Genomic DNA, 21,412 nt, shown 5'->3' with positions numbered 1-21,412 from the left:
CTGTGCGCACATTGGATTCTGAACTAAGCATAAATGCTCCCCTAACCGGAGAGTCAAGAGTGAAAAAAGACCTTGCTCCTGGACAGGGGCAAGGTCTTCGGGGAAGACATATGGAACAGCATCTATTCGTTATTTCGGCGGTTCCGGAGAAAAGTCGGGATATCCAGTTGGTCTCCGCTCGGTTGATTACCGAATGGACGGAGCGCAGAAGACGACGTATTGCGATTCTCTTGCGGCTCGGATGTCCCGGCGGCAGGTTTTCTGCCCGGAATCATTGGAGGCGCCTTATGCTCAAATCCGGTCGCAATCACCGTAACCTTAATATCTTCCTTCATGTTCTCGTCAATGATGGCACCGAAGATCATGTTTACTTCCGGATCGGAAGCGGAGATTACGATTTCGGCAGCTTCATTCACTTCATACAACGACAGGTTCGCACCGCCGGTAATATTCATGATTACGCCGCGGGCGCCTTCGATCGACGTTTCAAGCAGAGGACTCATAATCGCCTTACGCGCAGCTTCGGCCGCGCGGTTCTCGCCGGTGGCAAGTCCGATGCCCATGAGTGCGGAACCCCGCTCCGTCATGATGGTTTTCACGTCAGCAAAGTCAAGGTTGATGAGTCCCGGTACGGCGATCAAGTCGGAAATGCCTTGTACAGCCTGACGGAGTACGTTATCCGCTTCACGGAACGCTTCCAGCATCGGCGTTTTCTTATCGACGATTTCCAACAACCGATCGTTTGGAATGACGATGAGGGTATCTACTTTTTCTTTCAGTGCTTCAATGCCCAGGTCGGCTTGCGAAGAACGCTTGCGTCCTTCAAACGTGAACGGACGCGTTACGACTCCGACGGTAAGCGCTCCGCATTCTCTAGCGATTTCCGCGATGACCGGCGCGGCACCGGTACCGGTTCCGCCGCCCATTCCGGCTGTTACGAACACCATATCGGCGCCCTTCAGTGTGTTCGCGATCAGATCACGGGATTCCTCCGCAGCCTTCTTGCCCACATCAGGGTTGGCACCGGCACCGAGGCCGCGCGTCAGTTTATCGCCAATTTGCAGTTTATGTTCGGATTTGGCCAAATGCAGTGCCTGGGCGTCCGTGTTCACCGTAATGAACTCAACCCCCTGAACACCGTTTTCAATCATCCGGTTTACGGCATTGCTTCCGCCACCGCCGCAGCCTATGACTTTAATTTGAGCCAAGCTCTCCATTTCAAAATCAAATTCCAACATACTATTCCATCTCCCCCTCATTATGCATGGATGGCCCGTCCATCGTAATATCCCTGATTATATAAATTCGCTGAATAATTTCTTAAGGCGTTCCATAACGCCTGTCTTCCGTGCCGTTTCCTGTGTTCCCGTTGATTTAGGGCGATTTGCCGTCTTCTTTGGTCCCGCATTGCGGATTCGGATATTTTTGATCACCTTATACAGGATACCTACGCCTCCGGTGAAGCCTGGATCGCGGACGCCAATATAATCGGGAACAGCGACACGAACGGATGCCGCCAGTTCTTCCTGGGCAATTTTCAGCAATCCCGGCATGGAAACGGTGCCTCCCGTAAGTATATAACCCCCAGGCAGTTCATTGTAACCAAGTCGCTTCACTTCCTGCCCGATCAATTGGAAAATTTCCTGTACCCGAGGCTCCGCAATCGCCGCGAGGTCCTCCTGGGTAAATTCCTTGTCCACATTACTGCCAATGCGGGTTACTTTAAAGGTGACGTCTGGCGCCGCATCCTCTATAGATGCGCAGCCATACTTCAACTTCACTTTCTCCGCCTGGTCAGTCAGCGTACGAAGACCATACGCAATATCATTCGTTATAAATTCTCCCCCAATCGGAAGCGTGGATGTAGCTACAATCGTGCCGCTTTCAAATACCGCGATTGTTGTGGAACCGGCGCCAATATCGACCAGCACCGAGCCCATAGTCTTTTCGTCCTTGGACAGGGCCAATTGACCTGCACCTAGAGAAAGGAGCACAAGGTCGCGCACCTTCAGTCCCGACTTTTCCACACAGCGAAGTAAATTATGTATCGCCGTTTTGGTACCGGTAACGATGGTTGCTTCCACTTCCAGGCGGACTCCGATCATACCTCTGGGATCCTGTATCCCTTCTAGTCCGTCAACCACATATTGCTTGGCGACGACGTCTAATATTTCCCGTTCCGGAGGAAGCGCAATTACCTCGGCTGCCTTCATTACCCGATCGATATCGTCTTCCCCGATTTCCCGGTCTTCATTTTGAACGGCTACAACTCCATGGCTCGTTTGGAGTCCGATATGATTTCCCGAAATGCCGACATACACTTCCGATATTTGAATACCCACCATACGTTCCGCGTGATCCACTGCACTTCGGATCGATTGAACGGTCTGGTCAATATCTACAATCGCGCCTTTGCGAATTCCTTCCGAGTCGGCAGATCCAACCCCAATAATATTAAAGGTTCCATTACTAATTTCCCCAATAATAGCACGAACTTTGGATGTACCGATGTCCAAACTAACAATGATGTCATTGTTGCTCAAGCCCCTGGCACCTCCTATTTCCCATAAAAATGTGATGTAGCAGTAAATTTCACTCTCTACATATTCAACGCCGACTAACCTTTCCCTCTTTTTTCTACAAATTTTTTGGTTTCCAAGTTTTGCATTGAAATCAGAAAAAAGAGGTACAAAGGGAACTAGCCCATAAAATGTATTTTATCATTGTTTGTCAATCGTGAGTAGTATCATTTTCATCGTCGGTTTCATCTTCGATTGGCGTATAAGGCACGTAAGTATCAGCTTCGAGCAAAGTCAGCGTCCCCGGATCCTGTGAGTCCATGATCATATTCATATACTCCGCCTTATCGGGCAACACGGAAATCGCTGAAATGATTTCAAAATGCGATCTCGTATACATTTTGATCCGATCCGGGTAGGAAACCGAAGGCGAAGGTGTTATCTCTGAAATCTCCGAGGTTAAGGATTCCGGAATTTTAGCCAGCGTGCCGCATAATTTTTCAAAATAGGGGTCGTCCACGGACCAACCGGTCAATATCGGCTTCTCAATTGGTATCGAGCCGTTCTTCAAAGGAATTTTCGTTCCGTTCGCCAGCAGCCCGTTCAAACGCCCCTCTTCCGTGAGTTCGTAAGCGACCACCGGAAACTCATGTACGGTAATCTCGATGCTTCCGGGAAAAGACTTGTCCACCGTAACTTCCTCTATCGACTTCACACCGGATAATCTACTTTTAATTTTGGAGGCGCTTGTCCCAAAAAACGGGGCTCCCGTCTTCAATCCGCTGATTTCCAGCAGCTCCTTGTCCGACTGATACGTATTGCCTTCAAAAGTAATCACCGAAATTTTGCTCAATGAGGAGCGAAAAAACAACACACAAAGCAAGATCAGTACCAGAAGAAAAAGAACTCCGGCTACTTTGCGGCTGCCTTTCTTTCTCGGCTTAGGCTCTTTAAGAACAGGCACATTTGCTTTTGGCATAATCATTCTCCGATAAAGTGAAAGTCAGTTTTTGAAACTTCCGGCGGTTTACAATAAAGCCTGTGTCCCCTCCATAGGAGGGGACTTAGCTCAGGCCAAATCCAGTTGTTTCAGGGCCGGGTTTTCCCGGTACATGACGCCGCCAAGCCGCTGAAACATCAGTTCAATCCGGTCGTAACCGCGATCAATATGATGAATTTGCTCGACAACCGTCCTCCCCTGTGCAGCCAATCCGGCGATGACGAGCGCGGCTCCTGCCCGCAAATCCGTGGCTTCCACGGTTGCACCGTATAATCTTGGCACCCCGCGGATGAAGGCCGAATTCAGATCCACCGAAATGTCGGCGCCCATCCGAACCAATTCATCCACATGTTTGAATCTGCCTTCAAACACCGTTTCTTTCATTAAACTTAGTCCGTCGGCCAGTGATAGCAGCACCATCACCTGGGACTGCAAATCGGTTGGAAAAGAAGGATACGGAGAAGTCACGATCCGCTCGACGGCCTTCGGACGTCCGCTACTGCTTACGGTTATTATATCATCGCACGTACCGATTTGAACACCGGCCCGGCGCAGCACATGGAACAACGAGGTTAAATGCGCAGGATTGCAGTGGGTCAGCGTTACCGTTCCCCGCGTTGCGGCGGCGGCTATCAGCGCGGTGCCGGCCACGATCCGGTCGGGTATGATTTCGTAGTCGCAAGGTGCCAGCGAATCGACTCCCCGGATCGTGATCGTATCCGTTCCCGCTCCTATGACGTCGGCTCCCATGGCGACCAAAAAGTGCTGCAGGTCCTGAATTTCAGGTTCACGGGCGGCATTAGTAATCACCGTGGTTCCCTCAGCCAGCGCCGCAGCCATCATAATGTTCTCCGTGGCCCCGACGCTGGGAAAATCGAGATGAATGTCGTTTCCCCTCAGTTTCCCCGCCCTGCACCAAATTTGATGATCATTCTCTTCGATCACGGCTCCCAGAGCCTGCAAACCTCTCAGATGCAGATCGATCTTCCGTTCTCCAATCGCGCAGCCGCCGGGCTGGTAAATGCAAACTTCGCCAAACCTAGCCAGAAGAGGACCCATAAGAAAAATCGAAGAACGCATCTGCTTCATCAAGTCTTCCGGAACATGGCTGGAATCCGCCCCTCCCGAATCCACGATAATCGTATCGTCTCTATGGGACGCCGTGCAGCCTAAACGGTTCAGAATGCCTAGCATGACGTCAATATCGAGCAGACGGGGGACATTTCGAAGTTGCATTTTGCCTTCAGCCAGCAGGCTCGCCGCCATGATCGGCAGTGCGGCATTTTTCGCTCCATGGATACGAATGGATCCTGATAGGGGTCTCCCGCCTTCGATCACCAATTTGTCCAATGTATCACCTCCGAGTTTACCGTTCACCCACGAAGAAGACCTCCGGCACCAGTGCGACTTCATATTTGGAAGCGATGGTGGTTTTGACTTGCTCCATGAGCCTAAGAACGTCCTCTGCTGTCGCTTGCCCGGTATTGACGATGAAGTTGGCGTGCAATGTGGATACTTCGGCGCCGCCTACGCTCAGACCTTTTAATCCTGCGGCTTCTATCAATCTGGCCGCATGATCGCCAGACGGATTACGGAATACGCTCCCGGCGCATGGCTGTTGAAGCGGCTGGGTCTTGCGCCGCCGGTCCTTGTAGGCCGCCATGGCTGCCGCAATCTCCAAACGATCGCCCGCCTCAAGCGAAAAATGAGCCAGGGCCACAATTCCGCGCCGCTCGTGCAGCATGGAATGACGGTATGCAAACTCCATATCCTCAGCGCTGCAAGTTACCAATTCACCTGTCTCCAGAACAATTTCAGCGGATTTGAATATGCGTGACACATCGGACCCATGTGCGCCGGCATTCATATACACGGCTCCCCCTACTGTTCCGGGTATTCCGCCGGCAAATTCCAGACCGGTTAACCCCTGTTTTCCGGCCATAATGCTTAATCTTACGAAGGATGCGCCTCCACCGGCCTCAATCTCCGCTCCGTTGAACTCGATCTTCTCCAATTCGTGTCCCAGCTTAATGACGGCGCCGCGAATGCCCTTGTCTGAAACGAGCATATTGGAACCTTTGCCGATCATCATCCATGGAACCTGCTCTTCATTTAGCAGGCGGATGAGGGTTGCCAACTGGATTTTATTCTCGGGAACGATCAAGGCATCAGCGGGACCGCCGATTTTCCATGTTGTATATTTCGACATCGGCTCGTCTGGCATTACCGTTCCGACTTCTTGGTGTGTTAGTTTCGATATCCACTGCTGCATCGCAAAATCCCTCCCTGATAAACATGCCGGATCCATATCCAGCCCGTGAAGGCATGGAAAGTCCGGTAGTGCCGCCCGGCTGAAAGCCGGCGCCCGGGTCCGCGAAAGACCAAGGAAGAAACGCGTCCTTCTTCCCGATCCTCATAAAATTAAGAATGTCACGATTTATAGGGTATCTTATGCCTTCCCTATGGAGAGTGTGACAATCGCCCAGCCCGGAGCTTGCCAGCAGGCTATGAATGAACGGACCCGGCAAGCCGCCGCATTTCCTGAACCATCAGATGAGCGGCTTCCGGTTTGCCGAGCCGTCTTGAAGACTCCGACATGGAGTCATGCCGGGTCTTGTTCTGCATGATTTCTTTTACCGTCTCAAAAAGAATATTTCCGCTCAGATCCGGTTCCAAAATGACTTGGGCCGCACCCGCTTGTTCCATCGTTCTGGCATTCTTCTCCTGGTGGTTGTTCGTCACATTCGGCGACGGGATCAGGATCGATGGAATTCCCAGCGAGGTCATTTCGGCCAAAAACGAAGCGCCCGCACGATTAATGATCAAGGATGTGGCGGCCAGTACTTCCGGCATGTTGTGCACGTAAGGCAGCACCTGCAAATTTCGCGGGATTCCCCCCAGATTGGCGGTGATCGCCTCCAGGGTCGGTGTAAAGTAATTGTCTCCGGTCACATAAACAAAAGAAAGTTGATCCAGTTCCTGCAAATATGGGGCCATTTCAATCATCGCCTCATTGATGGCTTTCGCTCCGCGGCTTCCTCCCACTACAAGTACAATAGAACTGCCTTTAGGCAGTCCAAGGGATTCAAAGCCTTTATTCTTATCCGCTTCGAACACGGTGGTAGCCCGCGGATTGCCCGTATACAAAATATGTTTTGCTTCGGGAAATGCGGCCTCCGATCCTTCAAAACTAACCGCTACCGTCGAGACATATTTGCTTAGAAAACGGTTCGTCAAACCCGGCACCGCATTCTGTTCGTGAATGATGCTTGGAATTCCGAGCTTGGCCGCGGCATAAACCACCGGTCCGCATACATATCCGCCCGTTCCGATCACCACGTCAGGCTTGAATTCGCGAAGCATTTGCTTGGAACTCCGCACGCCTTTCAGGAACCGCATGACGGTTTTCATATTTTCAAATGAAAGCTTCCGCCGGAAGCCGGTAATGTCAATCGCCTTAAAAAGAATGCCCTCTTTCGGAACCAGGGAGCTTTCCAGTCCTCTCTGTCCGCCGATATATAAAACCTCAGTTCCGGGAATTTCCTCGGCACATCTGCTTGCAACGGCCAGCGCGGGATAAATGTGTCCGCCCGTGCCGCCGCCGCTCAGTACGACGCGCATATACTCACCTCGCATAACGGGATAAATTTAGTAGAATACCAAGTGCCGTCAGCATCAAAGTCAGGGAAGAGCCCCCGTAACTGATGAGCGGCAGGGTGATGCCCGTGACAGGCATGAGGCCAATGACAACGCCGATATTGATGACGACTTGAACGCCGACCATGCCGACGATACCGACCGCCAGCAAACTGCCGAACATGTCGTCAACCGTCATCGCTACCCTCATGCCGCGCCACACAAGAATCAAAAACAACATAAGGACTAACAGACCGCCGATAAAGCCAAGCTCTTCCGCCAGTATCGAGAAAATAAAATCCGTTTGCGGCTCCGGCACATAACTGTATTTTTGCCGGCTCATGCCCAATCCCAATCCGGCCAGACCGCCCGGACCGATCGCATACAGCGATTGAATGATTTGATATCCCGCCCCCAACGGATCGGACCAAGGATCAAGAAATGCCGTGATCCGCTGCAGCCGGTATGGTGCAGCCAAGATTAACCCGACAAAACCCAAAGCGCCCACAGCGGCAAGTCCCGCCAAATGCTTGATCTTCGCTCCGGCTGTGAAAACGATCAGCAGCGCCGCTCCGAGCATGACCGTACCCGTACCCAAATCCGGTTGCAGCATGATGAAGCCGAAAGCGGCGCCGATGACGCCAAGCGGTGGCAGCAAGCCTCTCGTAAAATGCGTGATTCTATAATCTTCTTTACTCAGCCAGTAGGATAGAAACAGGATCATGCCCAGTTTCATGAATTCGGAAGGCTGAATGCCGAACGAACTGATGCCGAGCCAGCTTCGGGCACCGCCGCGCACAACGCCGATGCCGGGAATCAGCACGATGACGAGCAAGCCGAAGCAGATCAAAAGCAGAACTTTGGCGTATTTTTTCAGGATCCTGTAATCCACGTTCATCGTAAAAAACATGGCAACGAGGCCCAGTACGGCGAACAGAATCTGGCGTTTTACAAAATAAAACGAATCGCCGTAATCATGGAAGGCGAGTACCGAACCCGCGCTGTAAACCATCACGATTCCGATTGCCAGCAAGCCGAAAATGCTGGCCATTAACCAAAAATCCGGTGCAGAACGGCTCTTGACCATCGTGGAAGCCACCTCTTGAATAAGAAAGTAGGGGCTTTTCCACCCCTCTACTTAAAGGGTATGCACCGCCTCTTTAAAAATGCGTCCACGCTCTTCATAGGACGAGAACATGTCCCAGCTCGCGCAGGCCGGAGAGAGCAGGACGATGTCGCCTTGCTTCGCCAGACCGGCGGCCTTCCTGATCGCGGTGCGCAACGTCTCGGCGGCACTGTCACCAGTATCGACCAGCACGATCTCGGTTAGACCCGCAAGCGCGGCTACCTGCCCGATTTTCTCCTTCGTTTGTCCGATAGCTACTACGGCTTTTACCTTCTCTTTGAAAACGGGAAGCAGCTCCATGTAGTCCGAACCCCGGTCGAGCCCGCCGGCAAGGAGAACGATCGGTGAATCCAACGCGCCGAGCGCCATCACGGTAGCTTTGGAGTTGGTAGCTTTGGAGTTATTGTAGTAGGTTACGCCGTTTTTCGCCTCCACAAACTCAAGGCGGTGTTCCACGCCGCGAAAGAGGCGTAGAGGCTCTGCCAGCGCCTCAGGAGCAGCTCCGGCTGCCAAAGAAGCTGCCACCGCCGCCAGCGCGTTCTCCACGTTAAAGCGGCCGGGCAGGCCGATTTCAGCCGTATCGACAATCACGTGCTCCCGGTCTTCTCCGTCGCGGTAAACGATGCTTCGGCTCAATCCATCCTGCACATCCGGAATATAAGCGGGCTGAACGTATACACCCGGCGTACGCAGTTCCTCCGTCATGGAGAACGGGAGAAGTCTGGCCTTGATGTAAGGGACCAGTTCCCGGCAAACGGGGTCGTCCCAATTGATGACGGCCGTGTCGGATGCCGTTTGATTAGCGAAGAGCTTGGCTTTGGAGGAGATATAGTCTTCCATCGTCCCATGATAGTCCAGATGCGTCTCGGCTACATTGAGCAGAACCGCCACGGCAGGCCGGAATTCCTGAGTCCCTTTAAGCTGGAAGCTGCTGAGCTCGACGACCAGTCTGTCGTCCGCTTCTGCCGTTTCCGCTGCGGCACAAAGCGGCGTGCCTATGTTACCCGCTACGATCGGCGAAAGTCCTGCACCTTCAAGCATTTTACCGATCCACGTCGTGGTAGTCGTTTTGCCGTTGGAACCGGTAATACCGATGATCGGCGCTTTTGCCAGATGATAGGCAACTTCAACCTCGGTTACGATATCAATCCCCAGTTCCAGTGCCTTAGCTATAGGAGAGGCGCTATACGGAATGCCGGGATTTTTGACGACCAATTCCACGCCAGGATGGATCAGCCCGTCGGGATGCCCCCCGCATACAACAGAAATTCCCAAAGCCTCCAGTTCGGATGCTTCGGGACTGTCTTCCCTCGCCTTTTTATCATTGACCGTGACGACCGCGCCGCTCCGGTAAAGGGTTTTTGCGACCTGTACGCCGCTTTTTGCAAGACCGAGAACAACCACCTGACGTCCCCGGTATTCATCTGGATGTTTCATTTCTACAGCCCCTTGTTCAAATAAAGTCCAATTCCCGCCAGCAGCAGGCCGACAGCCCAAAACGTGACGACAACGCGCCATTCCGACCAACCCGACAATTCGAAGTGATGGTGGATCGGACTCATTTTAAAGATTCGTTTCCCACGGGTTTTAAACGATGCGACCTGCAGGACGACAGACAACATTTCAATTACGAAAATCCCGCCGATGACGAGGAACAGCAGTTCACTCTTGGTAACGATCGCGATAGCTGCTATAGCCCCTCCGATCCCGAGCGAGCCAGTATCGCCCATGAACACCTTGGCCGGATGCGCGTTAAACACGAGAAAGCCCAGCACCGCCCCGATCATGGCCGCCGCACAAACCGCAGCCGGAAGAGACGTGGCCTGCATAGCGATTACCGCGTAAGCCCCCAGCGCAATTGCGCTAACGCCGGAGAGCAATCCGTCCACCCCGTCGGTGAAATTAACCGCGTTGCTGATAGCAAGCATCATCACAATGATAAACGGATAGTAGAACCAGGCCCCCCAGTCAAAAGATATTTGCGTTCCGGGAATGCCGATAGCCGTACTGTGTCCTTCCGAAATCAGCAGCGCGCAGACAATTCCGGCGAACAACAGTTGTCCGAACATTTTTTGTTTGGGCGTTAATCCCAGAGATCGCTTAAACACGATTTTGATATAGTCGTCCAGAAACCCGACCAATCCGAAACCAAGCGTGGCTACAAGCAATACATAAAAATCCGTGTTGATTACGGAAAATTTCAGGAAAGCCAGTGTAAACGCCAAAATAATGACGATACCGCCCATTGTCGGCGTTCCCGCTTTTTTTTGGTGGCTCTGCGGCCCCTCGCCGCGAATCTGCTGTCCGAATTTCATCCGCCGCAGCAAAGGAATCAGCAAAGGGGCCGAAATCACCGCTAAAATGAAAGATACGCCGATCGTTAAAAGTATAAGTCCAAAGTCCATGGGATCACCCCCCTTTCGCCGGTATTATCGCTCTAGACTGCTATTTTTGACTGCGTCGACGACTTCTTCCAGCTTCATTCCGCGCGAAGCCTTCACAAGCAGTACATCCTTGGAATGCAGCATGGAAATCAGCATTTCAATCAGCTCACTTTTATCATGATATGCAAAAATAGTGCCTGGTTCCAATCTTTCCGCGGCGCCTTCCGCGATTTTCTCGGAAAGCGGGCCGTAAGTAAACAATAGATCCACCTTCTCCGGCGTAAGAAATCTGCCGACTTCGCGGTGAAAATCCTCCTCTGCTGCGCCGAGCTCCAGCATATCCCCAAGAACGGCAATCTTTTTCCGGTAACCGCGTTTTTTCTCAAGAACGCCAATAGCGGCTTTTACCGCGATCGGACTCGAATTGTAAGCATCGTTCAGAATCGTAATCCCGCTGGTTCCGACAACCGTTTCAATTCGCATTCCCGTCAACTTGACACGGCTTAGTCCTTCCGCAATATTCGCCTCGGAGACTCCATAATGACGTGCTACCGCTAGGGCCGCCAGTGCATTAACCACATTATGCTCGCCAAGCAGCGGCAATTCGAGCGGCGTGCTTCCGCCCGACCGGGAGGTAAACACCGTTTTGTCCTCCATGAACATGATACCGCTAGGATAATCGTCATTGGCGCCGCCGAGACCGAAGGTCATCATTTCCAAGCCGTCCGGCTTTACGGTAGCGGGCTCGGCCAATACCTCCTTGATAAGAGGTTCGTCCCCATTATAGACAAACAGCCCTCCCTGCTTCATACCCGACAAAATCTCAAGCTTGGCACGGGCGATTTCCAGCCTGGAGCCGAGTTGAAGGAGATGCGCCTCCCCTATATTGGTGACGATGGCGGTTTCCGGTTCAGCCAACTTTGACAGCAGCTCGATTTCGTGCCGCCCGCTCATCCCCATCTCCAGCACAGCTACGTCGCTATCCTTGGGCATAGCCAGGATCGTCAGCGGCAAACCGATATGATTGTTAAAGTTCCCTTGCGTTTTGTGGACTTTAAACGTCGTGGCAAGCAGCGAGAATACGAGATCCTTGGTCGTCGTCTTACCGTTGCTGCCCGTGATGCCCACCACTTTTGTTCCGCAGGCGGCAAGATAGCTCTTCGCCAGCGCCTGCATCGCTTCAAGCGTATCCTCGACGATGATGCCCGGACCCGGCGGAGTCTCTTTGGGCGCAGCCCATAAGACGGCAGCCGCGCCGGCCTGGAGACAATCGCCGGCAAAGTCATGTCCGTCAAACCGTTCGCCGGCCAGCGGGATGAACAGACATCCCGGCGTAATTTTGCGCGAGTCGGTAACGACTCCTTCTATGATGAGATCGGAATCGCCGGCGTTTGCGACGTAGCCTCCGCACATGGCGGCAATTTCCGCTAATTTTCGTTTTATCACTTGTCTAAACCCCTTATCGCTTCTTTAGCCACGATCCGGTCATCGAAATCGTGCACTTCTTTCCCGATCAACTGGTAGGTTTCATGGCCTTTCCCCGCAATCAATACTACATCTTCGGGGCTTGCCATTTCAATAGCCTTTTGAATGGCTTCGCGACGGTCCACGATGAGCTCATAACGGTCGCCCGGCACCTGATCCTCTTTCAATCCATCTTCGATATCTTTCAAAATAAGATCCGGATTCTCCGTCCGCGGATTATCGGAAGTCACGATCACGTGGTTGGATAAGCGGGCGGCAATTTTGCCCATAATCGGGCGTTTCGTCCGGTCCCGGTCTCCGCCGCAGCCGAAGACACTAATGACGCGGCCCTTCGCAAACTCGTTTACCGTGTTCAGGACATTTTCCAAGCCGTCAGGCGTATGCGCATAGTCGACAATGACCGCAAAGTCCTGGCCTTCATTCACGGCCTCAACGCGGCCTTCCACGCCTTGGATCGATTCGAGACTGTCCTTGATCGCAGCAAGCGGGATTTCTTCCAGCAGTGCTGCGCAGATCGCTGCCAGCGCATTGTAAACATTAAATTTCCCGACCATTTTCAGCATGATGTCGGCACTTCCCCGAAATGTATCCACATGGAAGGAAGTTCCTTTTGCGGTGATCGATATGTTCGATGCCCGTATATCCGCTTCATGCTCGACTCCGTAAGTGATCGTCTCCGCCGCCGTCTGCTTGGCGAAATAAGCCGAGGCCGGATCGTCAGCGTTTAGCACCGCATAGCTGCGAAGATCGGAAGAAGGATCATAAGTGTTGCCGAGCCGCGAAAAGAACAGTCCTTTGGCCGCCCGGTACTCCTCCATCGAATGATGGTAGTCCAGATGGTCTTGCGTCAGGTTCGTGAAAATTGCCGTTCGGAATCTCGTTCCTTTTACGCGCCCCTGTTCCAGGGCATGCGAGGAAACTTCCATGACGCAATACGCCGCTTCGGCTTCCTGCATTTCATGAAGATAACGCTGAAGGTCAAGAGATTCCGGTGTTGTACCCGACATCGGAAATGTCCGGCCGGCAAACTTGCGCTGAATCGTGCCGATCAGGCCGGTATTTTTCCCCTGATCTTCAAGAATCCGCTCAATTAAATAAGTTGTTGTCGTTTTTCCGTTCGTGCCCGTAACCCCGATTACTTTCATCCGCGAGCTTGGCGAACCGAAAAACACATTACCCAGCACCGCCATCGCAAGCCGGCTGTCCTTCACTTTAAGTTGCGGAAGCTCGACGTCCTCCAGCCACCGTTGTACTACGAGCGCAGCAGCGCCTTGGTCGGATGCCTTCTGGGCATAGTCATGTCCGTCTACCGTATGCCCCGGCAGGCAAAGAAACAAATCGCCGGACTGGATTTTTCGTGAATCAATGGAAATGCCGCTGCACTCGACTTCTGCGTCCCCTTGTATTTCCGACGCTATGATATAATTTGCTAAATCTTTAAGCCGCATAAGTTACCCCTCCGTCAATATTCAAAACGCCACTATCCATATTATCACCAAAAAAGGCGAAGTTCAGGAATTTTATTCACTAGTTTCATGATTATGACTTTGTTCCGCATCCGCTTCGCTGCCCATATAAATCCGGATCGTCGATCCCTTATCCACCCGCGTGCCGGCTTTGGGTGCCTGATTGATCACCACATTGCCCGCTCCCGATCTGGCGAGGTTAAAATTCATATTCATATCCTCGTAAATCTCCTGAGCCGTATGCCCGATCAAATCAGGCACTGTAACGACCGGAGTTTCGCCGTATTTATACTTCTTGGCAACCTGGTCTTTGCGGGGCGGAATTTTCATATATTCCAGGGCGTCCTTCATGATGTTGCGGACGATCGGAGCCGCCACTACACCGCCGAACTGTATGCCCTGAGGATTATCCACCGCCGTATACACGACAATTTGGGGATCGTCTGCCGGTGCAAAGCCGATGAACGAGACAATATGCTCATTTTGCGAGTAACGTCCGTTGATTACCTTCTGTGCGGTCCCCGTTTTCCCGCCGACGCGGTAGCCGTCGATAAACGCATTGCCCCCGGTTCCGTTAGCCACTACGCTTTCCAGCGCTTCCCGGACCTGTTTGGACGTATTTTCAGAAATAACCTGCCGGACCATTTCCGGTTCATTGGTGTAAACCACTTCTCCGGTGTCCGGGTTGGTCCATGACTTGGCTACATAAGGCTTATACAGCTTCCCGCCGTTAATCGCAGCCGACACGGCTGCAATCTGTTGAATAGGCGTTACCGAAACCCCTTGACCGAATGATGTCGTGGCCAGTTCCACCGGACCGACCCGGGAGAGTTTAAACAGGATGCCGTTCTCCTCGCCGCCAAGATCGATGCCGGTTTTGGTACCGAACCCAAAATCCCGGATATATTTGAACAAAGTTTCTTTACCCAGCCGCTGGCCTAGCGCCACGAATCCGGGGTTGCAGGAATTCTCCACCACCTGCAGAAAAGTCTGGCTGCCGTGCCCGCCTTTTTTCCAACAGCGAAGCGTAGCGCCTCCTACCTTAACGAATCCGGGATCAAAAAACCGCTCGTGCAGGAGACTTACTTTCTTCTCTTCCAGGGCGGCTGCCAGGGTGATGATTTTGAACGTAGAACCCGGCTCGTAGGTCATCCAAATCGGCAGATTGCGATTATAAACCTCTGCCTCGACCTCCTGGTACTCGGCAGGATCATAACCCGGTCTTGCCGCCATCGCCAGGATTTCCCCGGTTTTAGGGTTCATCGCGATGGACAGGGCAGAGTTGGCCTGAAGTCTGGCCATCGCCTGATCCAGTTCACGTTCCATGATGCTTTGAATCGATTTGTCGATTGTCAGCGTAAGATTCAGACCGTCTTTCGGCGCGGCATATTTTTCCGATGAGCCTGGCATCAGCCTGCCCCCGGCATCCGACAAATAAGAGACACTGCCGTTCATACCGCTCAGTTCGCTCTCGTACTTGCTCTCTACTCCTGTGAGTCCCTGGTTATATCCCCCCGTAAAGCCGAGGATATGGGCGGCAAGCCCTCCATAAGGATAATACCTTTTATTGTCCTCGGCAACGACAATACCCGGAAGAGCCAAATCACGAATTTGCTGCGCCTTTTCCATCGTAATTTTGCGTCCGCCGGGTTGCAGCCTGACTATGGATTGTTTTTTGGTGATCGCTTTTAAAACGGTTTCCTCGCTCATACCGAGCAAAGGCGCCAGACTCCGAGCCGTGGTTTCCGGTGTTTTTACCTGAACCGGAATCGCCATAACCGTCGGCGTCGTAATATTGTAGGCCAGCACACTGCCGTTACGGTCTGCAATTTCGCCCCGCTTGGCAGAGTAAGGAATATTGCGCCGCCATGAATCTTCCGCCTTGGCCGACAATTCGGCGCCCTTGCCGATCTGTACGTACGCAAGCCGGACGGCGAGAGCCGCAAACAGCAGACAAAGCAGCGTGAGCAGCAGCAACAACCTCCGCCGGACAATTACTTTGGATATTCTCATCGATTGCCCCCCTGTTCCATCCTGACACATGGTTATCTCATCACATGAATATTCAGGACAAACAGGGGTTAGAACAAGCTATGGAGAAGACCCGGAAGCTTCGTCGGCATTTTCGTCTCCGGCTTCCTCTTCGCCGGATCTGTCCGGGTCGTTATCTCCGGCTTGCATGAACGGAGGCTCCAGAACCAAATGCACCTTTCGTTGGCCGCCTTCTTCCGAGGCAGTTTGCGAGACGACATAACCTTCTCCTTCCGCCGTCACCGATACCTGGAGCGCGGAGAGAAGTTCCATCGCTTCACGAAGCGATTCTCCTTTGAGATTCGGAATCGTCATCGCTTTCCCTTCCTCGGTCAGGAGATACATATGCTGGCCTGCCTTTAGCGTACTTCCCGCCTTTGGAAACTGGGATACCAGTTCTTTTCCGCTCCCTAACGTTGCATAGGAAATCCCTTTACTGCCGAGCAGGTTCTTTGCTTCCTGCAGGGACATATTTTTTAAATCAGGCGTTTTTTGCCCGCTACTGCTTACTTGCCCGCTTTTAGCCGCCGTATTTTCCGTTTTTTTAGGTACGCCCAAATACTGAAGCGTCTGATTGGCGATCTTCTGGAACACCGGCGCAGCGGCAGCCCCGCCGCCAAGCTCCGAGTCTTTCGGTTCATCGATCAATACTAGGATGGCGATTTTGGGATCATCTACCGGAGCGTAGCCGATAAACGATATAACCTGTTTGGTATAATCATATACCCCTTTCACCGGTTTTACCGCCGTTCCCGTTTTCCCCGCAACCCGATACCCTTCGATATAGGCATGACGTCCGGTCCCGATTTTCCGGTCGGATACAACCTGTTCCAGATAGTCTCCGACTTCCTTTGCCTTATCCGGGGAAAGAATTTGCCGGATCTCTTTGGTTTGAGTCTTAACCGTTTCGCCGGTTTGCGGATCGGTAATCGACTTCACGATATGCGGCTCCAGCAGCTTTCCTCCGTTTGCCACAGCCGCGACCGCAGCTACTTGCTGCAGCGGAGTAACCAGCAGCTTACCGTGACCATAGGCCATCGCCGCAAAGTCCGCCTGCTGCTCCGGAGTTACGACGCCCTTGGCTTCTCCGGGAAGCTCGATTCCGGTCTTTTGTCCGAAGCCGAAGCTATCGACGTATTCCTTAAGCCGATCCGGTCCAAGCATTTCATAGCCTAATTTGACGAAAGCAACGTTACTTGAACGCTTAACCCCTTCCATATAACTGATTTGGCCCCATCCGGAGCGTTTAAGGTCATGGATTGTTTGCCCCGGCACCCGGATGCTCCCCGAGGTGTACGTGGCGTTCGGATTGAACAGTCCTTCCTGGACGGCTCCGGCCAAGGTGACGATCTTGAACGTCGAGCCGGGCTCATAGACCGACTTGATCGCATGATTGTAGAAATTTTTCTGGTCCACATCAACCCAGTATTCATTCGGATTATAAGTGGGCAGATTGGCCATCCCCAAGATATTCATCGTCTTCGGATCGGCTGCGATGACCGTCATACTGATCGGCTTCAACTCGTCGAATGCTTCCTTCATAGCTTCTTCGATATAATACTGGATTGTATAGTCAATCGTCAGCTGGATGTTCTTGCCATTCTTTACGGGGTTATAGATTTCGCTAGCTTTGGGAATCTCGATTCCCCTGCCGTCGCTCTTATATTCGATCGAGCCGTCTTGCCCTCTAAGCTCTTCATCATAGTAGGCTTCAAGCCCGGATACTGCATTGCCTTCCCGATCCGTATACCCCAGCACATGTGCTGCGAGATTATTTTTAGGATAATAGCGCTTTTGTTCTTTGACCAGGTAAATGCCCGTATCGTCCAGTTTATGCTTCTCCTTCAATTCCTTGGCGAAAGCCTCCACCTGATCCCGCAACTCCTGATCGATCTTCCAGCCTTCATTGCGGACTTCGCGCTGGGAGTAAAATTGGCCGTCCTTCTTCTTGGCCGTTACCAGCTCTTCCAGCTCACCCTTGTCTTTTCCGAGCAGCTTATTCAACCCGTCGACTACTTCGTTTTTCAGATCCAGCTCATTGATTAACTTGGGATTGATGGCCACCGTATAAGCAGGTGCATCCACCGCCAGAACATCTCCGTTCCGGTCGGTGATCATTCCCCGAGTAGCCGGGAGAATTTTCTTTTTGGACCAGAGTTCTTCGGCGTGTCCCTGCCAGAAATCAGCTTCAACGACCTGGAGCCAGAATACTCTCCCCATCAATACAGCAAAAAAGAGGGTTATACATCCCCCTATCAGCAGCGTCCTAAGTCTTATTCTCTTGATCATCGCTAAACCTCTTTAAATCCTTATTTTTTTGCGGTGGTCACTTCATCCACCGGTCCGGTTGCTTGCGAATTTGAAGGAACTTGAATATGGAAACCTTCTTGCTGCTCCACGTAACCAAGCGCGGCTGCCTTTGCCGGAATCTCTTCCTCCAGCTTTTCCTTCTGTACGGACAATTCCTTCACTTCTACGGTCATCGTCTGCATTTCGGTATCCAAATTGTACATTTCTCGTTTAATACTATAAAGATTAGCGTTTTGCCACAAAAGGCCGCCCATGACGGCCACGCAAAAAAGAATGGTCACCATATAGAGCAACTTCTCCTTAACGGGAAGAGACGAACGCCGTGTTACTACTTTCGTCGTTTCACGGTACCGTGGATTCTGATGCCCGCGTTCCGCTGTTTTCTCTTTTACTGCCAAATTCCCCCGTGTATAAGCCATTTCACATGTCCTCCGCTTTAGATTGCAATTTCTCCGCTACGCGCAGCTTTGCCGAGCGTGCCCGCGGATTTTGTTCCAGTTCCTCATCCGAAGGAACCACAGGTTTCCGGTTAATCAGTTTTAATGATCCTTTGCCTCCGCACACGCACATCGGAAAATCGGGCGGACAGGTGCATCTTTCCACATAGCTTGCAAAAATCTGTTTGCATATCCGGTCTTCGAGCGAATGAAAAGTAATGACCGAGACCCTTCCTTCCGGAGCAAGACAACGGACAGCCGCATGAAGCCCCTCTTCCAAAGCGCCCAGTTCATCATTCACCGCGATCCGTAAAGCCTGAAAGCTGCGTTTGGCGGGATGTCCGCCGGTTCGCCGCGCCGCTGCCGGGATACCTTCCTTTATCAACTCGACCAGTTGGCCCGTCGTCTCGATCGGAGACGACTGTCTTTTCTCCACGATGACCTTCGCGATTCGTCTCGAGAACTTCTCCTCGCCATATTGAAACAAAATACGAGCAATTTCACGTTCCGCCCATTCGTTAATGATTTCCTTTGCCGTCAGCTTCGCGGATTGGTCCATCCGCATATCTAACGGAGCATCCGCATTATAACTGAACCCGCGTTCTCCCTCATCAAACTGGGGAGACGAAACGCCGAGGTCGTACAAAATGCCGTCCACCTGCGGGACCCCGTCATGCTGCGGAACTCCGTCCAGTTCCAGCAATTTCTCCTGCAAATGGCGGAAATTGCTTTTTACTAGAGTGAGTCGGTCACCGTAAGAACCAAGATGTTCCTTGGCATTGTCGTGCGCCCAATCATCCTGATCAAAGGCGATTAACCTGCCGCCTTCGCCAAGCTGGGACAAAATGACAGCACTGTGACCGCCGCCGCCCAATGTGCAATCCACATAAATACCGTCCGGCTTAATGCGCAGCCCTTCTGTCGCTTCTTTCTTAAGCACCGTGATGTGATGAAACAAGACTGCAGCCCTCCAGACCGATCCGGGTCAAGCGTTATGTATCCGATACTTTGAGCTTCCCGGTTTAAAAGTTTTATAAGTCGAAATTAAAGTCAACCAGCTTCTCTGCAATTTCGTTAAAAGTATCTTCGGATTGCTGGAAGTACTGCTCCCACGTATCCCGGCTCCAAATTTCTACCCGGTTCGACACGCCGAGAACGACGCAATCCTTCTCCAGTTTGGCGTACTGCCTTAAATTGGAGGGTAAATTTACCCTTCCCTGTTTATCCCACTCGCATTCCGTCGCCCCTGAGAAAAAAAACCGGGTAAACGCGCGCGCGTCGGATTTCATCAGTGGCAAAGCTTTCAGCTTCTGTTCAAGTACTTCCCACTCTTGCAACGGGTATACGAAAAGGCACTGATCCAGGCCGCGGGTAACGACAAAAGAGCTTCCGAGGAGATCACGAAACTTAGCCGGGATAATAATTCGGCCTTTCTCGTCAATGCTATGTTGGAATTCCCCCATAAACATCGGTTGCTCACTCCTTACCTCTTTCCCCCACTTTGACCCACTTTCCACCACTATGAATAGTTATTATTCTGCATCCAAAGTCAAAATCCTTCTATTGTTCAAACTTTTTTTATTGGTAAAATCGCCCTGTCCTGAATGCGCATTGTTCTGAAGTATGTCCGAACGCCTGCGAAACTCCAATGAGGACGCAAAAAACCCCTCCCTCTATGTTGAAGGGAAGGGCCATGTACGTATGTTTATATTACAACAGAAGCTTAATAAAGATCTTCTATCTTAATGCTCTTGCCAACTGTCAAGATACGCGCGCTGTTCATCGGATAATGAATCGATACCCATACCCAGGCTTTCCAGTTTAAAGCGGGCCACCTGCTCATCGAGCTCATAAGGCACGTTGACCACCGTTTTGCCGATTTGCTCGTACTGCTCGTTGACGTATTTTAACGACAAAGCTTGCAGCGCAAACGTCATATCCATGATTTCAGCCGGATGTCCGTCCCCGGCGGCGAGATTGACGAGACGCCCTTCCGCAAGAACATACATCTTACGGCCGTCCTTCAGGTGGTATTCCTCGATGTTGCGGCGTACCGTCCGAACAGCGCTGGAACGCTCCGCAAGTTCCGGCTTATTCACTTCCACATCGAAATGTCCGGCATTGGAGAGAATCGCACCGTCCTTCATCACATCGTAATGCTCGCCACGAATCACATCGCGGTTGCCGGTAACCGTCACGAAGAAATCGCCAATCTTGGCCGCTTCGAGCATCGGCATGACGCGGAAGCCGTCCATGTAGGCTTCAACCGCTTTAATCGCATCTATCTCGGTTACGATGACGTTGGCGCCAAGCCCTTTGGCCCGCATGGCTACGCCTTTACCGCACCAGCCATAGCCAACAACGACAACGGTTTTACCGGCTACAACCAAATTGGTGGTCCGATCAATTCCGTCCCACACGGATTGTCCCGTTCCGTAGCGGTTATCGAACAAATATTTGCAATAGGCATCATTGACGGCAACCATCGGGAATTCCAATTTTCCTTCTTTATCCATCGCCTTAAGGCGCAAAATCCCGGTCGTAGTTTCTTCGGCACCGCCGCGGACATTTTCCAGCAGATCGGGACGCTCGGAATGTAAAATCGTGACGAGATCACCACCGTCGTCGATAATCAGGTCCGGCTTGGTTTCCAGCGCGCGGACCATAAGCTCTTTATACTCAGCAGGGTCCGGATTATATTTTGCAAAAACGGTCACCCCGTCCTCCACAAGTGCTGCGCACACATCATCTTGAGTAGACAACGGGTTGCTGCCCGTAATCGTTACTTCGGCGCCGCCCGCTTGAACTACCTTCGCCAGATAGGCGGTTTTGGCTTCCAGGTGCAACGAAATTGCGACTTTCAAACCTTTAAAAGGCTGCTCCGCCTCGAACTGCTTCCGGATGCGTCCAAGCACCGGCATATGGGCTTCTACCCAGTCAATTTTCAAATGCCCTTCCGGGGCTAATTTCAAATCCGCAACAATGCTGTTTTGAAGCGCAGAACTCATGATTCATTCC

The 21,412-nt window shown here is 52.1% G+C and carries 17 protein-coding genes; all 17 read right to left on the bottom strand.

What is annotated here, in order from left to right; all coding sequences use genetic code 11:
- Positions 1 to 122 precede the first annotated feature (122 nt).
- A complete protein-coding gene (gene ftsZ / locus DFP94_RS02105; RefSeq protein ID WP_114494784.1) occupies positions 123 to 1,238 on the bottom strand; it encodes a cell division protein FtsZ in 1,116 nt (371 codons plus the stop codon).
- Between the two features lie 57 nt (positions 1,239 to 1,295).
- Positions 1,296 to 2,543, bottom strand: a complete 1,248-nt coding sequence (ftsA, locus tag DFP94_RS02100; RefSeq protein ID WP_114494783.1) for a cell division protein FtsA — start codon at positions 2,541 to 2,543, stop codon at positions 1,296 to 1,298.
- A gap of 187 nt (positions 2,544 to 2,730) precedes the next feature.
- The gene (locus DFP94_RS02095) at positions 2,731 to 3,498 is read right to left on the bottom strand and encodes a cell division protein FtsQ/DivIB (protein ID WP_114494782.1); all 768 of its coding nucleotides are present in this window, start codon (positions 3,496 to 3,498) and stop codon (positions 2,731 to 2,733) included.
- A gap of 90 nt (positions 3,499 to 3,588) precedes the next feature.
- On the bottom strand, positions 3,589 to 4,869 hold the full coding sequence (gene murA, locus DFP94_RS02090) for a UDP-N-acetylglucosamine 1-carboxyvinyltransferase (RefSeq protein WP_114495738.1): 1,281 nt from the start codon (positions 4,867 to 4,869) through the stop codon (positions 3,589 to 3,591).
- A 16-nt stretch (positions 4,870 to 4,885) separates the two neighbouring features.
- Positions 4,886 to 5,791, bottom strand: coding sequence for a UDP-N-acetylmuramate dehydrogenase (gene murB / locus DFP94_RS02085; protein ID WP_114494781.1), 906 nt, complete (start codon positions 5,789 to 5,791; stop codon positions 4,886 to 4,888).
- 233 nt (positions 5,792 to 6,024) lie between these two features.
- On the bottom strand, positions 6,025 to 7,140 hold the full coding sequence (gene murG / locus DFP94_RS02080) for an undecaprenyldiphospho-muramoylpentapeptide beta-N-acetylglucosaminyltransferase (protein ID WP_114494780.1): 1,116 nt from the start codon (positions 7,138 to 7,140) through the stop codon (positions 6,025 to 6,027).
- Positions 7,141 to 7,144: 4 nt separating this feature from the next.
- On the bottom strand, positions 7,145 to 8,242 hold the full coding sequence (gene spoVE / locus DFP94_RS02075) for a stage V sporulation protein E (protein WP_114494779.1): 1,098 nt from the start codon (positions 8,240 to 8,242) through the stop codon (positions 7,145 to 7,147).
- Between the two features lie 51 nt (positions 8,243 to 8,293).
- On the bottom strand, positions 8,294 to 9,718 hold the full coding sequence (gene murD, locus DFP94_RS02070; protein ID WP_114494778.1) for a UDP-N-acetylmuramoyl-L-alanine--D-glutamate ligase: 1,425 nt from the start codon (positions 9,716 to 9,718) through the stop codon (positions 8,294 to 8,296).
- Positions 9,719 to 9,720: 2 nt separating this feature from the next.
- Positions 9,721 to 10,686: a phospho-N-acetylmuramoyl-pentapeptide-transferase gene (mraY, locus tag DFP94_RS02065; RefSeq protein ID WP_114494777.1), complete on the bottom strand. Its 966-nt coding sequence runs from the start codon at positions 10,684 to 10,686 to the stop codon at positions 9,721 to 9,723.
- Positions 10,687 to 10,710: 24 nt separating this feature from the next.
- The gene (locus DFP94_RS02060; protein WP_114495737.1) at positions 10,711 to 12,108 is read right to left on the bottom strand and encodes a UDP-N-acetylmuramoyl-tripeptide--D-alanyl-D-alanine ligase; all 1,398 of its coding nucleotides are present in this window, start codon (positions 12,106 to 12,108) and stop codon (positions 10,711 to 10,713) included.
- On the bottom strand, positions 12,108 to 13,598 hold the full coding sequence (locus tag DFP94_RS02055) for a UDP-N-acetylmuramoyl-L-alanyl-D-glutamate--2,6-diaminopimelate ligase (protein WP_114494776.1): 1,491 nt from the start codon (positions 13,596 to 13,598) through the stop codon (positions 12,108 to 12,110). Before DFP94_RS02055 ends, DFP94_RS02060 begins: the two co-directional genes overlap by 1 nt.
- A 72-nt stretch (positions 13,599 to 13,670) precedes the next feature.
- Positions 13,671 to 15,629, bottom strand: a complete 1,959-nt coding sequence (locus DFP94_RS02050) for a stage V sporulation protein D (RefSeq protein WP_114494775.1) — start codon at positions 15,627 to 15,629, stop codon at positions 13,671 to 13,673.
- Between the two features lie 78 nt (positions 15,630 to 15,707).
- The gene (locus tag DFP94_RS02045) at positions 15,708 to 17,936 is read right to left on the bottom strand and encodes a penicillin-binding transpeptidase domain-containing protein (protein ID WP_114494774.1); all 2,229 of its coding nucleotides are present in this window, start codon (positions 17,934 to 17,936) and stop codon (positions 15,708 to 15,710) included.
- Positions 17,937 to 17,956: 20 nt separating this feature from the next.
- Positions 17,957 to 18,376, bottom strand: coding sequence for a hypothetical protein (locus DFP94_RS02040; RefSeq protein ID WP_114494773.1), 420 nt, complete (start codon positions 18,374 to 18,376; stop codon positions 17,957 to 17,959).
- A gap of 1 nt (position 18,377) precedes the next feature.
- Positions 18,378 to 19,352 (bottom strand): 16S rRNA (cytosine(1402)-N(4))-methyltransferase RsmH, encoded by a 975-nt coding sequence (rsmH, locus tag DFP94_RS02035; protein WP_114494772.1) that lies wholly within the window; start codon positions 19,350 to 19,352, stop codon positions 18,378 to 18,380.
- A 73-nt stretch (positions 19,353 to 19,425) separates the two neighbouring features.
- Positions 19,426 to 19,863 (bottom strand): division/cell wall cluster transcriptional repressor MraZ, encoded by a 438-nt coding sequence (gene mraZ / locus DFP94_RS02030; RefSeq protein WP_114494771.1) that lies wholly within the window; start codon positions 19,861 to 19,863, stop codon positions 19,426 to 19,428.
- Positions 19,864 to 20,136: 273 nt separating this feature from the next.
- Positions 20,137 to 21,402: an adenosylhomocysteinase gene (locus DFP94_RS02025; RefSeq protein ID WP_425459223.1), complete on the bottom strand. Its 1,266-nt coding sequence runs from the start codon at positions 21,400 to 21,402 to the stop codon at positions 20,137 to 20,139.
- Positions 21,403 to 21,412 lie beyond the last annotated feature (10 nt).

It is taken from the genome of Fontibacillus phaseoli, from assembly GCF_003337355.1.
Lineage (GTDB): Bacteria > Bacillota > Bacilli > Paenibacillales > Paenibacillaceae > Fontibacillus > Fontibacillus phaseoli.
This window is presented reverse-complemented; position numbering and strand designations above follow the sequence as displayed.

Coding starts and splice junctions, on each gene's coding strand:
- DFP94_RS02045 (WP_114494774.1), bottom strand. CDS start 17,936: ATGATCAAGAGAATAAGACTTAGGACGCTGCTGATAGGGGGATGTATA.
- mraZ (WP_114494771.1), bottom strand. CDS start 19,863: ATGTTTATGGGGGAATTCCAACATAGCATTGACGAGAAAGGCCGAATT.
- murD (WP_114494778.1), bottom strand. CDS start 9,718: ATGAAACATCCAGATGAATACCGGGGACGTCAGGTGGTTGTTCTCGGT.
- DFP94_RS02025 (WP_425459223.1), bottom strand. CDS start 21,402: ATGAGTTCTGCGCTTCAAAACAGCATTGTTGCGGATTTGAAATTAGCC.
- ftsZ (WP_114494784.1), bottom strand. CDS start 1,238: ATGTTGGAATTTGATTTTGAAATGGAGAGCTTGGCTCAAATTAAAGTC.
- murG (WP_114494780.1), bottom strand. CDS start 7,140: ATGCGCGTCGTACTGAGCGGCGGCGGCACGGGCGGACACATTTATCCC.
- murB (WP_114494781.1), bottom strand. CDS start 5,791: ATGCAGCAGTGGATATCGAAACTAACACACCAAGAAGTCGGAACGGTA.
- DFP94_RS02095 (WP_114494782.1), bottom strand. CDS start 3,498: ATGCCAAAAGCAAATGTGCCTGTTCTTAAAGAGCCTAAGCCGAGAAAG.
- spoVE (WP_114494779.1), bottom strand. CDS start 8,242: ATGGTCAAGAGCCGTTCTGCACCGGATTTTTGGTTAATGGCCAGCATT.
- mraY (WP_114494777.1), bottom strand. CDS start 10,686: ATGGACTTTGGACTTATACTTTTAACGATCGGCGTATCTTTCATTTTA.
- DFP94_RS02055 (WP_114494776.1), bottom strand. CDS start 13,598: ATGCGGCTTAAAGATTTAGCAAATTATATCATAGCGTCGGAAATACAA.
- DFP94_RS02050 (WP_114494775.1), bottom strand. CDS start 15,629: ATGAGAATATCCAAAGTAATTGTCCGGCGGAGGTTGTTGCTGCTGCTC.
- DFP94_RS02040 (WP_114494773.1), bottom strand. CDS start 18,376: ATGGCTTATACACGGGGGAATTTGGCAGTAAAAGAGAAAACAGCGGAA.